This window comes from Acidimicrobiia bacterium, assembly GCA_040880805.1.
Classification (GTDB): Bacteria; Actinomycetota; Acidimicrobiia; order IMCC26256; family DASPTH01; genus DASPTH01.
Genome location: JBBDHW010000058.1, coordinates 1 through 11795, shown reverse-complemented (window position 1 = coordinate 11795; position 11795 = coordinate 1). Strand labels below are relative to the sequence as shown.

12 protein-coding genes are annotated in these 11795 nt (G+C 68.9%); 5 read left to right on the top strand and 7 right to left on the bottom strand.

The window, feature by feature from the left end; translation table 11 throughout:
* The 3 genes from WD271_15610 to WD271_15600 all read right to left on the bottom strand — a co-directional run.
* The coding region (locus WD271_15610) for a GYD domain-containing protein (protein ID MEX1009249.1) at nt 1-286 on the bottom strand (286 nt) is incomplete at its 3' end.
* 69 nt (nt 287-355) lie between these two features.
* Nucleotides 356-1174: an enoyl-CoA hydratase/isomerase family protein gene (locus WD271_15605; GenBank protein ID MEX1009248.1), complete on the bottom strand. Its 819-nt coding sequence runs from the start codon at nt 1172-1174 to the stop codon at nt 356-358.
* Nucleotides 1171-2346: a CoA transferase gene (locus WD271_15600; GenBank protein MEX1009247.1), complete on the bottom strand. Its 1176-nt coding sequence runs from the start codon at nt 2344-2346 to the stop codon at nt 1171-1173. Before WD271_15600 ends, WD271_15605 begins: the two co-directional genes overlap by 4 nt.
* Nucleotides 2347-2411: 65 nt before the next feature.
* On the opposite strand from WD271_15600, the gene WD271_15595 reads away from it, so the two are divergent.
* From WD271_15595 to WD271_15585, 3 genes are read left to right on the top strand one after another with little or no spacing between them, the layout of a single operon-like run.
* Entirely contained in the window at nt 2412-3332 is a 921-nt protein-coding gene (locus WD271_15595) for an SDR family NAD(P)-dependent oxidoreductase (protein ID MEX1009246.1), read from the top strand.
* A 27-nt stretch (nt 3333-3359) separates the two neighbouring features.
* Entirely contained in the window at nt 3360-4184 is an 825-nt protein-coding gene (locus tag WD271_15590; GenBank protein MEX1009245.1) for a patatin-like phospholipase family protein, read from the top strand.
* On the top strand, nt 4181-5215 hold the full coding sequence (locus WD271_15585; protein ID MEX1009244.1) for a 1-acyl-sn-glycerol-3-phosphate acyltransferase: 1035 nt from the start codon (nt 4181-4183) through the stop codon (nt 5213-5215). Before WD271_15590 ends, WD271_15585 begins: the two co-directional genes overlap by 4 nt.
* A 35-nt stretch (nt 5216-5250) precedes the next feature.
* Here the strand turns inward: WD271_15585 and WD271_15580 are convergent, their stop codons facing one another.
* From WD271_15580 to WD271_15565, 4 genes are read right to left on the bottom strand one after another with little or no spacing between them, the layout of a single operon-like run.
* Nucleotides 5251-6318 carry a dihydrodipicolinate reductase gene (locus WD271_15580; protein ID MEX1009243.1) on the bottom strand — a complete coding sequence of 356 codons (1068 nt, stop codon included), beginning with the start codon at nt 6316-6318 and terminating at the stop codon, nt 5251-5253.
* Nucleotides 6315-7097: an SDR family oxidoreductase gene (locus tag WD271_15575; GenBank protein ID MEX1009242.1), complete on the bottom strand. Its 783-nt coding sequence runs from the start codon at nt 7095-7097 to the stop codon at nt 6315-6317. The genes WD271_15580 and WD271_15575 overlap by 4 nt, the downstream gene beginning before the upstream one ends.
* A 24-nt stretch (nt 7098-7121) precedes the next feature.
* Nucleotides 7122-8315, bottom strand: a complete 1194-nt coding sequence (locus WD271_15570) for a CoA transferase (protein ID MEX1009241.1) — start codon at nt 8313-8315, stop codon at nt 7122-7124.
* Nucleotides 8315-9625 (bottom strand): thiamine pyrophosphate-binding protein, encoded by a 1311-nt coding sequence (locus tag WD271_15565; GenBank protein ID MEX1009240.1) that lies wholly within the window; start codon nt 9623-9625, stop codon nt 8315-8317. Before WD271_15565 ends, WD271_15570 begins: the two co-directional genes overlap by 1 nt.
* 78 nt (nt 9626-9703) lie before the next feature.
* On the opposite strand from WD271_15565, the gene WD271_15560 reads away from it, so the two are divergent.
* Both WD271_15560 and WD271_15555 read left to right on the top strand, forming a co-directional pair.
* Nucleotides 9704-10450 (top strand): SDR family NAD(P)-dependent oxidoreductase, encoded by a 747-nt coding sequence (locus WD271_15560; protein MEX1009239.1) that lies wholly within the window; start codon nt 9704-9706, stop codon nt 10448-10450.
* Entirely contained in the window at nt 10447-11634 is a 1188-nt protein-coding gene (locus WD271_15555) for an amidohydrolase family protein (GenBank protein MEX1009238.1), read from the top strand. Before WD271_15560 ends, WD271_15555 begins: the two co-directional genes overlap by 4 nt.
* Nucleotides 11635-11795: the final 161 nt, after the last annotated feature.

Below are 11795 nucleotides of genomic sequence, written 5' to 3'. Positions count from 1 at the left end.
GCAGGGCATCCATCGTTTCGTCGACGGTCAGGAGGACTGTCGTTTCCAACGAGCTCAGCGCACCGCCGCTGCTGATCGCCAGCGCAACTGCGGCCATGGACACGTTGTCGGGGGCCTCCCAGAGGGTGTAGCCGTCGTGGGTGCCGAAGGCGTACCAGAACCCGTGGAGATTCCCGCCGACCGACTCGATGTACGACCGAGCGGCCTTCCGGCGGTCCTCTGGGTTGCCGATCAGCCTGGCCCAAGTCTCCGGCGTGTAGCTGAACCTCGATAGATAGAGCGGCATCGTGTCTCCCTCTCGTTCGTCCGTCGTCTTGTGATACCACCCTGCCACACGCGCATGTAAGAGAAGGCTCTAGAGACGCCCGTCGTCGCGCATGTCGTCGGGGATCCAGCTCGGAGCGCGCTTGTCGCGGAACGACTCCCAGCCTTCGAGGGTTTCGGGCCCGGCGAGACCGGCGTCCATCGTCATGCGGTCGTAGTGGCCGTAGCGCTCGCTGATGATGCGCTTCACCTCGGCGCGGGCGTTCGGTGCGCAGCGGCAGCACGCCTTCACGAGCTCGGTTGCCTCGGCCATGAGCTCCTCGTGCGGCACCACTGTGGCCACGAGGCCCCAGTCGACGGCCTGGTGCGCGTCGATGCGGAGCCCGGTGAACAGCATGAGCTTGGCTCGCGCCTGGCCGATCTGTGCCGGAAGGTACGTGGCGTATCCGGTGTCGGCGACGCCGCGGTACAGCTCCGGCGCGCGGAACGTCGCCCGGTCGCTGGCAACCGCGATGTCCGACATGATCGCGATGAGCAGGCCGCCGCCCTGACAGATGCCGTTGACCGCGCTGATCACCGGCTTACGCGAATTGCGGATCGCGTCGAAGGGAACGTTGTCCATGCCGAGATAGCTCGTGCCCCAGTCGTCGATCAGCGAGCCGCCGAGGTCACCACCGGGGATGAACACGGGATCGGTGCCGGTGATGATCATGCCGGCGAGCGTGTCGTCGCGGTTCACGAGGTCGACCGCGTACCGCACCGCGAAGTACATCGCGCCCGTCATCGCGTTCCGTACTTCGGGCCGGTCGACCATGCAGTGCGCGATGCTTCCGTGACGCTCGAATCGCACGTAGGGCGTGCCGAGCCAGTCGCCCTCGGGCGGACGGGGCGTGGTCGCGTCGTCGGTCATGTCTCACCCAGCCAATCGCGCACGACGTCGTCGGTGTCGGCGCCGAGCGCAGGGCCGGTGCTGGTGATGCGCGGCGGCGTGCGGCTCAGGTGTGGCGCGGGTGCGGGCATGTGTAGCGTGCCGAGCTCGGGGTCGTCGACGACCGAAATGCTCGAGCGCGCCTGCACGTGTGCGTCGGCCAGCAGGCTCTCCACGTCGTTCACCACGGTCACAGGGATCCGCGCCGCGACCAGCGCGTCGACCAGCGCAGCGGCATCCTGTGTGCCGACCCAGTCTGCGACCAGGGCGTCGAGCTCGTCGGCGTGCGCGTTTCGTTCCGTCGCGCGTCCGAACTTCGCGCGCGCGTCCTCGGTGTCGGTGCCCATGAGCTCGAGGATCCGCAACACCTGCGCGTCGACCGGTCCGGAGATCACGACCCACCGTGCGTCGCCCGTGCGGTACACGTTGCGGGGGGTGGCGACCGGAATGCGGCTTCCCGTCCGCGCCGGTGCCGGCTCACCCGGCGACCAGGCGACCATCGCCGGCCCGAGGAACTGCAGGACGGCTTCGTAGATGCTCACGTCGACGAGCTGGCCGGTGCCGCCGCGTGCGTCGCGCCAGTAGAGCGCAGCCAGCACGCCCGAGACGCCGAAGAACGCGCCCATGTAGTCGCCGATCGGCACCGACGACAGCACCGGCGCAGCATCGGCTTCCCCCGTCATGTGCGTCAGGCCCCCGTAGGCCTCGAGCACGGTTCCGTTACCCGCCCGCTCGGCGTTGGGTCCGTCGGCGCCGAACCCGGTCACCAGCACCACGATCGCGCCGGGGTTGCGCGCCGCGATCTCGTCGTACGTGCAGCCCCACCGTTCGAGCACGCGCTGCGGCTGGTTCAGCACGACGACGTCGGCCACCGCGCTGAGCTGCTGTACCAGCTCGACACCGTCGGCGGTGTCGTAGTCGACGCACACCGCGCGCTTGTTGCGGTCGGCGAGCGCCCACACGAACGTGCGGTCGCCGCGCATGGCGCCGGTCACACGCAGGGGATCGCCACCCGTGGGTTCGACCTTCACGACGTCGGCGCCGAGGTCGCCGAGCATCGCCGCGACCATCGGCGCGGGAAAGAGTGTGGCCAGGTCGAGCACGCGCACCCCGCTCAGTGCTGCCGGTGCGGGCTCGCCAGTCGGCTCGATCAAGGCTGGGAATATACAGTGCCCTCGTTCCGGGCGACCACGACGACGCAGAGACGACGAGGTGTGAGATGGGAATGCTCGACGGCAAGGTCGCGATCGTCACCGGCGCGGGGCACGGCATCGGCCGCGGCCACGCGATGGAACTGGCGAAGCAGGGCGCGAAGGTCGTGGTCAACGACCTCGGCGGCTCCGAGCGCGGCGAAGGTAGTGGCACCGCGGCCGACGACACCGTGAAGCTGATCGCCGATCGTGGGGGAGTGGCCGTACCGAACTTCGCCGACGTGTCCGACTACGAGCAGTCCGGCGCGATGGTCCAGCAGGCGATCGGAGACTTCGGCCGGCTCGACATCCTCGTGAACAACGCGGGCATCGTCCGCGACGCCGCGATCTGGAACATGAAGGTCGAAGACTGGGACGCGGTCATGAAGGTGCACGTGCGCGGTACCTGGTGCCCGTCGCACCACGCGTCGAAGCACTGGCGCGAGCGGGCGAAGGAAGGTCCGCTCCAGGCGCGCATCGTGAACACCACGTCGGGCGCGGGCCTCGGGGGCAACTTCGGCCAGACCAACTACGCGACCGCCAAGGCTGCGATCGTCGGCCTCACGCTCACGCTCGCACAGGAGCTCTACAAAACGGGCGTCACGGCCAACTGCATCTCGCCCGCCGGGCTCACCCGGATCACGGCGACGGTGCCCGGGTCGGCAGAAGCGATCGAGCCCGACGACCTGCCCGAAGGCGAGTGGAACAGCATGGACCCGAAGAACTCGTCGCCGGTGGTCGCGTGGCTCGCGAGCGACGACGCCCAGTACGTGACCGGTCAGGTGATCCGGGTCGTTCACGACCGTCTCATCCTCATGCAGGGGTGGACCGAGAAGAAGTGGGTGTCGTCGGGCGACAAGGCGTGGAGCGCCGAGGAGCTCGCGTCGATCATGGCCACCGAGGTCTTCGGCTCCCGCCACCCCGGTATGCGTTTCGAAGCGAGCGGATAACCGAGGAGCACACCGTATCGTGAGCCGATGACGACGGGCTTCGTGCTGGGTGGGGGAGGCCAGCTCGGCGCGGCGGAGGTCGGGATGCTGCGCGCGCTGGTCGAGCGTGGCGTCGAGCCAGACCTGATCTTGGGGACGTCGGTCGGCGCGCTCAACGGAGTGGGGATCGCCGCCGAGCCGTCCCTTGCCGCGGTCGACCGGCTCGCCTCGACCTGGCTCGGCCTTGCCAAGGCCAAGGTGTTCGCAGGTTCGTTCCTCGGGGGCGCGACCAGTCTCGTACGAACGCGTACCCATGTGCACTCGAACGCGCCCTTGCGCGCATTGATCGAGCGGCTGCTGCCGGTCACTCGCTTCGACGAGCTGGAGGTGCCGTTCCAGTGCGTCGCCGCGTGCATCGAGCGCGCGGCGGAAGAGTGGTTCGCCGACGGACCGATCGTGGACGCAATCCTCGCGTCGTGCGCGGTACCAGGTCTGCTGCCTCCCGTCGAGATCGGCGGCGAGCACTACCTCGACGGTGGGATCGTGAACAGCGTTCCCATCCAGCGCGCGGTTGCGCTCGGCGCGACCGAGATCTACGTCCTGCACGTGGGACGGATCGACCAGCCACTCGTTGCCCCGCGCAACCCATGGGAGGTCGCCGCGGTCTCGTTCGAGATCGCCCGCCGGCACCGGTTCGTACGCGACCTCGCGACGCTGCCCGATGGTGTGGTCGCGCACGTGCTCCCGACCGGTGACCCCGACCCTCCGCGTTTCAGTGACCTCTCGCAACTCCGGTACCGCGACTTCTCCAACGTCGGCGAGCGCATGGAACGCGCACACGCGGCGACGGTCGAGTACCTGGCGGCGATGTGATCAAGCCGCCGCCACGGATCGTCCGGCGGCTCGTGGTCGCTCCGCTCGTCATCGTCCTGTGCCTCGTGCTCATCGTGCTCTCGCCGGTGATACTGGTCGTCGCGGCTGTCGTGGACCTGATCCGGCGAGACGGTGCGCGGCTCTTCCTGCTCACGTTGTTCGGTGTCGCATACCTCGTCCTCGAAGTCGTCGGCATCATGGCGCTCTTCGGGCTCTGGATCCTCTCGGGCTTCGGCCTCTGGATGCGCGCCCGGTGGATGGACACCGCGCACTACGGCTTCATGCGTTTCTGGCTGCGCGCACTGTCAGTCGCCGCGAAGACACTGCTCAGGGTCCGGATCGTCGTCGTGGATGACGGGCCTCATCAGCCCGGACCCGTGCTCGTGTGCTGCCGTCACGCCGGTCTCGGCAACTCTCTGATGCTCGTCGGCAAGATGCTCTCGAGCTTTCGCCGCCGGCCGCGCGTGGTGATGCTCGCGCTGCTGCAGTGGGAGCCGGTCTTTGACATCCTCGGGAACCGGCTGCCCAATCTGTTCATCGACCGCGACCCCGCCAAGAGCGAGACCAACCGCGCGGCCGCGGCTCGGCTGGCGGCGGAGATGGGTGACCTCGATGCGTTCGTGATCTTTCCGGAGGGGCACGACTTCACCGAGAAGCTCCGCGACCAGGCGATCGCGCGGCTCCGCAGCGAGGGTCATCACGAGCACGCGGAACGGGCGGAGGATCTGACGAACGTGCTGCCACCGAAGCACGGCGGGGTGCTCGCCGCCATCCTCGCTGCGCCCGAGGCCGACGTCGTGTTCGTCGCCCACACCGTGCTCGAGGAGGTCGGGACATTCGCCGACATCGTGCGCACGCTTCCCGCCCGCCGGCCGGTTCACGCCCGCTACTGGCGCGTGCCCGCGGCCGAGGTGCCCCACGACGAAGAGCTGTTGATCGATTGGCTCTTCGAGTGGTGGAAGCGCATCGACACCTGGATCGACGACCACGACGCCCCCACCAACGAACCGGCGTCAGCAGAGGGCGTATAGCGCCCACAGCTGACGCAAGTTGCGTGGGGGGGTGGTCAGTCGAACAGGCCTTTCGGTTGCACGAAGGGCAGGTCGAGGTGGGTGCGGATGCCGGGGAGTGCTTCGCACACGGCGGGGATCGCGTTGACGCCGTTCATCGCGGTCCAGTAGCGCCCGTAGATGCCCATGTCGTCGGTCTCCTCCACGTCACGCCCGGTGTGCGACGCGGCGGGCTCGAGCGTCACGTTCACCGAAGGCACCCCCTCGATGATCAGCTGGTACTTCAGGTGCTTCAGGTCCCAGTTGGGCTCGAGGTCGTCGTCGGCCTTCCAGAACGAGCGGAACACGATGCGCGGCTTGCCGTTGGACCACGCGATCCACTCGAAGCGCTCGCCGCCGATCCTGCCCTTCTCGATCACGCCCGATCGAATCTCGAGCCGCCGCTTGGTGACGGCGACGTCGTACTCGTGGGTGTACTCGTCAACTTCCAGGCCGAGCGCTGCCGCGACCATCATTTGCGACTCGCGGAAGATGTTGTCCATCGTGAGCACGAGCGGGCTCGGGTTGGCGCGCGCCTCGTCGGGGTCACGTCCGAAGCCGAGGCCGTCGAAGACCATCTTCTTCGACGGGTGCCGGCGGAGATCGGCCAGCTCCTGCACGATGATCTGCTCGATCGAGAAGCTGAGGCGGGCCATCGTGATCGGCAGGAGGTCACCCGAGAAGCCCGGGTGGATGCCGGTGCCGTGCAGCGAGGTGCTGCCCTCCTTGCACGCCGTGCGCAAGCGCTCGACCTCGTCGGGACGGGTGGAGTCGGCGAAAGTGAAGCCGGAAGGCGTCACGAGGTTCTTGCCCGATTCGAGGATCCGGCACATCGCGTCGAGGTCGACGTAGAGCGGCGCGTAGTGCACGCAGTCGGCGTCCAACGCCAGGATCTCGTCGACGTTGTTGGTTGCGATCACGCCGATGGGGTCGATGCCCGCAAGCTCACCCGCGTCGCGGCCCACCTTCTCGGCCGACGTGACGTAGCAGCCGACCAGCTCGAATTGCGGGTTGCGCACGAACGACTGGATCGAGATCTGCCCGATCGAGCCGGTGGCCCACTGGATCACTCGATAGGTCTTCATGACACCCACTGACCTCCGTTGACGGCGAGATGTTGACCGGTAATCGATGCCGACAGGTCGGACGCGAAGAACAGCACCGCGCCCGCGCACTCGTCGGGGGTCGGGATGTGGCCGAGCGGCAACGCCTGACCCCGTTCCTCGACCGCCGCTGCCTTCTCCTCGTCGGTCTCGCCCGGCACGAACCGCGAGTAGTTCTCACCTTGGACCGGCCCGAGCGTCACACCGTTGACGAGCACGCCGGTCGTCGCCACCTCGTTCGACAGTGTGCGCACCAGGCTTCCGAGCGCGGCCTTCGACGCCGAGTACGCACCCATCGTCGCCGGGTTGCTGATCATCGCGCCCGAGTTCACCAGAATGATCCGGCCGCCGCTGCGCTCCGCCATCACCGGCACGACGCGCTGCACGAGCTTCAGTGCGCCGAAGAAGTTGATCTCCATGATCTCGTGCCACGAGTCGAGGTCGGCGTCGACGGCCGCCGTCCAGTCGCCGGGGTGGTGGCCGTTCTGGACGAAGACGTCGACACCGCCGAAGTGCTCGAGCGCGGCGTCGACGAGATCGTCACACTGGGCCGGCTTGGAGATGTCGGTGGATACCACCAGGGGAACGCGCCCGAGCTCGCGGATCTCGTCGGCGACGGCGTTGCACCGCTCCTCGCGGCGTGCGGCCAGCACGATGTCGGCGCCCTCGCGGGCGAGGGCAAGCGCGATGCTTCGCCCCATCCCGGGCCCGATGCCCGTGACGATCGCCACCTTGTCGTCCAGCATCGGACCCCTCGGCATGGCCACCTCCTCGTGATGGTCGCTCTACGCCACGACGCCGTCGGCGCGCAAGTCAGCCACGCGATCGCCGAAGCCGATCTCGGCGAGGATCTCGTCGGTGTGCTCGCCGAGCGCGGGCGCACCGGTGCCGAGCTCTGCGGGCGTCTCGTTGAAGAGAATCGGATGCCGGGGGAGGCGAAGGTTTCCCACCACCGGATGCTCGCGCTCGACGAAGAGCCCGATCGCCTGCGCGTGCGGGTCGTCGACCAGCTCGGCCGGTGACAGCACGACACCGCACGGCACGCGCTGCGCGTTCAATCGCGCCATCGCGTCCTCGGTCGTGAGCGTGGCCGCGACCTCGTAGCACTGGTTCATCATCTGGCTGGTCATGTCGCCGTGCTGCACGCGTTCGGCGATGGTCGCGACGCGCGGGTCTCCCGCACCTTCGATGCCGAACGCGCGCATGATGCCGACGAAGTCGTGATCGCTGGTGGGCGTGGCGATGCCCCAGCCGTCGAGGAAGCGGAACGGGCGGAACGTCGCGACGAAGCTCGATGGCCGCGAGCCGTCGCTGTCCATCAGCACTTCGTTGCCTGCGGCGTCGGCCCACAAGAACGACACGACGGCGTCGAGCATCGAGAGCTCCACGTGCTGGCCGCCGTGACCGCGCTCGCGCGCGAGCAGCGCCGCGGTGATCGCCTGCGCGGCCGTGAATGCGGTGACCTTGTCGGCCGCGGTCTGGCGCAAAAACACCGGGTTGCCGTCGGCCGGATCGGCCTGGTTGGCACCGAATCCGCCGTATGCCTGGATCACCGTGTCGTAGGCCGACTTTTCCGCGTACGGACCCACCGCCCCGAAGCCGGAGAGCGACACGTAGACGAGGTCGTCGTGCCCATTGCGCAGGTCGGCGTACCCGAGGCCGTGACGGTCGAGCGTGCCCGGGCGGAAGTTCTGCACGAACACGTCGGCGTCTTGCGCGAGTCGGCGCACGATGTCACGACCCTGGTCGGTCTGCACGTCGACGGCGATGCAGCGCTTGCCGCGGTTGCACGCCGCGTACAGCGCGCTCATGCCGTTCACCGACACGCCGACCCAGCGCCCGATGTCGCCGATGCCCGGCCGCTCGACCTTGATCACCTCGGCGCCCTGGTCGGCGAGGAGCGCGCAGGCGAGCGGGCCGGTCGCCGCGATCGAAAGGTCGATGATGCGAATGCCCTGGAGTGGTCCGGTCCCGGCCATCAGGCGCCCCATGCCGCGAGTGGGCCCGCCGCTTCGGTCAGCAATTCGGTGGCAGCCGCGAAGGAAACCGGTACCGGGAGCTCGGTCACCCCCGGTTTCGCGAGCGCGGCGCGCAGTTGCTCGCGGTGGTCCTCGGGCGACGCGATGTCGCCGTCGTTGCCCCACACCGCGACGACGAGATCGGTGTCACGCGAACGGGCGAGCTCGATAAGCGCACGGTTCTCCGGCCCGATCGGCGCCTCGACCACCGCGACCGCGGGCTTTCCCTCGATCGACGCGAGCAGCGCGGCCGCGACCGCGAGCCCGGGTCGACCGGCGGCAGGCACGCGCACACTGCCGAGTTGCGTGGTGGGCAACGTGCGCGCGATCCACCAGCCCGCGGTGCTCGGCTCGAGTGTGACCACGCCACCCTCGGGGAGCGACTCGCCGACGTCCGCCGCCGCGCGCGCCGGGTTCAGCGGCACGTCCTCCACGCGGTAGAGCGGTTGCGCCACGCCCGACAGCCGCTGGTAGAGCTCACCCAGCACGGGCGGCCCAGTGTGCGCGGCGCGCACGAGATCGCCGAGCACCAGATCTCCGACCGAGGTGAGCCGTTCGGTCGCGACCCGCGTGACCGGCCACGCGCCGTCGGGGGAGAGGCCCGCGTCGCGAAGGATCGGGTCAGGACACTCGTCGACACCGACACCGACCGCGAGGATCGGCCGGTTCGGCGCGAGGCCGGCGAGCGCAAAGTCGTGGAGCTGCAGCCCGGCGGTGCCGAGGTGGTACGGCGAGTCCCACCGGAACAGCCCCTTGGCGGTGAACACGTTGAGCACGCCGAGGCCGGTCCGGTCGGCGAGCTCGCGCAATGCCTCCACCGCGCCGGCGCGGATCACCTCGGAGCCGGCGAAGACGAGGTCGAACGTGAACGGTCCGCCGCTCGTCGGCAGCTCCGGTGCGGGCAATGCAGGCGCGATGCTCGGGTCGCGCACGACCGGGGCCGTGACCACGTCCGCGTCGTCGCGTGCGGGATCGAACCCGAGTTCCACCGTGATCGCACCGCTGCCGCGTTCGTGCGCGTGCACGACGGCGTCCACGACGTCCGACGACGACGACGCATACACGCGTTCCGCAGCCGCCCCCGGCCGTGACGTGAGCGTGAGCACCGAGCCGTCGAAGCACGCGCCGAGCCCAGACCCGACCGCGCCGTCGGCCTCCGCGAGCAAGCGCGCTGCGTTCGCGTCGCGAATGCCCGGATCGTCGGATCCCGCGATCGGCTCGCCGAAGACGCGCCGCACGCCGAGCCGCGCCAGCACCTCGCCGAGGTTCATTCCGGTATGGTACGAAACCCTGCCGCGGGCCGTCCGTGGCCCGGGAGCCCGTGCGCCAAGTCAGCGAAAGGGGGACGCATGTTCGACCTCACCGGCCGGGTCGCGCTGGTCACCGGCGCCGGGCAGAGCGTGGGCGCGGGCATCGCCGAGACCCTCGCCGAGTGCGGCGCCGCGGTCGCCGTCAACGATCTCTTCCCCGATCGCGCCGAGGCGGCGGCGAAATGGATCGTGGACACCGGTGGACGGGCGGTGCGGGCACCGTTCGACGTGACCGACCTGGAGCAGGTGCGCGCGGGCGTGCAGCAGGTCGAGATCGACCTCGGGCCGGTCGACATCCTGGTGAACAACGCCGGCATTGTGCAGGAAGGTCCGCGCGGACTCGTGCAGTTCCGCGACCTGGATCCGGGGGAGTGGCACCGGAGCATCGACCTGAACGTGTACGGCGTGTTGAACTGCGTCAAGTCGACGATCGACGGCATGTGCGATCGGGGGTTCGGGCGCATCGTCACGATCTCATCCGGCGCCGGCGTGCAAGGCCTCAACATCGGCGTGTCGACCTACGCGGCGGGGAAGGGCGGCGCGATCGCGTTCATGCGCCACCTCGCGCTCGAGACGGCACAGTACGGTGTCACCGCCAACACGCTTGCGCTCGGCTTGATGGAGAATGCCGCGAGCCAGGGTGTCCCGGGTCTGCGGCCCGCCGCTCCGGTCGGACGCGCGGGAACGGGGAGAGACGTCGGGGCCGCGGTCGCGTGGCTCGCGTCCGAAGGCGAATGGGTGACCGGTCAGACGATCGGGATCAACGGAGGTTCGTTGACGACATGAGTGCACACGGTGAACTACGCGGCTTCGACGCCGACAACCACTACTACGAAGCGATGGACGCGTTCACGCGTCACATCGAGCCCGAGTACGCGAAGCGCGCGATGCAGTGGGCAGAGATCGACGGCAAGACACGGCTGCTCGTCGGCGGTCGCGTCAACCGCTTCATTCCGAACCCTACGTTCGACCGGCTGTCTCGACCGGGCAGCCTCGAGCAGTACTTCCGCGGGCACAACGAAGCTGGTGCCGGTGTTGTCGAGTTGTTCGGCGAGCTCGAGCCCACCGACCCTGCGTACCGCGACCGCGACATCCGTCTGAAGGTGATGGACGAGCAGCGCATCGATGGCGCGCTGTTTTTCCCGACGCTCGGTGTGGGCATGGAGGAAGCGCTGCGCGACGACCTCCCCGCGGCGCGCGCCGCGTTCCGGGCGTTCAACCGGTGGCTCGACGACGACTGGGGCTTCCACTACAAGGAGCGGATCTTCGCTGCGGCATACCTCACGCTCTCCGACGTCGACGAGTGCGTGGCCGAGCTCGAGTGGGTGCTCGACCGCGGTGCGCGCCTCGTGATCTTCCAGTACGGGCCGGTGCGCACGCCCGAGGGCTTCAAGTCGCCCGGCGACCCGGTGTTCGATCCGGTATGGGCGCGGATCGTCGAGGCCGGCATCGTGGCCGGCTACCACGGCGGCGACAGCGCGTACAACCAGATCCCCGCGATGTGGGGCGAAGGCGGCGAGGCCGAAGCCTTCCGCTTCCGGTTGATGCGCTCGGCGATGTCGGCGACGCCGATCGCCGACACTCTGGCCGCGGTGATCCTGCACGGAGTGATCACGCGCTTCCCGAAGGTGAAGCTCGTCGCGGTGGAGACCGGTTCGGAGTGGGTGGCACCGCTCCTCGAGCGGCTCGGCAAGGTCTACAAGCAGCAGCCGCGCGCGTTCGCCGAGAATCCGCGAGAGGTGTTCACGCGCAACGTGTGGGTGTCGCCGTTCTACGAGAACAATCTCGACCAACTCGGCCAACTCATCGGCGCCGACCACATGCTCATGGGCTCCGACTGGCCGCACACCGAGGGCCTCGTGGAGCCGCTGTCGTTCGTGCGCGATCTCGAAGCCGCCGGCTTCGCCGACGCCGAGATCCAGCTGATCTGTCACGACAACACCGCCGCGCTCATGGCGCCGGCCGGCTGACCGCATGCGTGCCAAATCGAATGAGATGGGCGTGACGATGCGGTGGCACGACGACGAGCTGCTGCCGGAAGAGATCTGGAAGGCCATCTGCGGCCCGGGCGCACCGTTCGAGATCGTCGAGGAGGAGGTGCTGGGCGAGACGCTGCAGGTGTTCGCCCAGC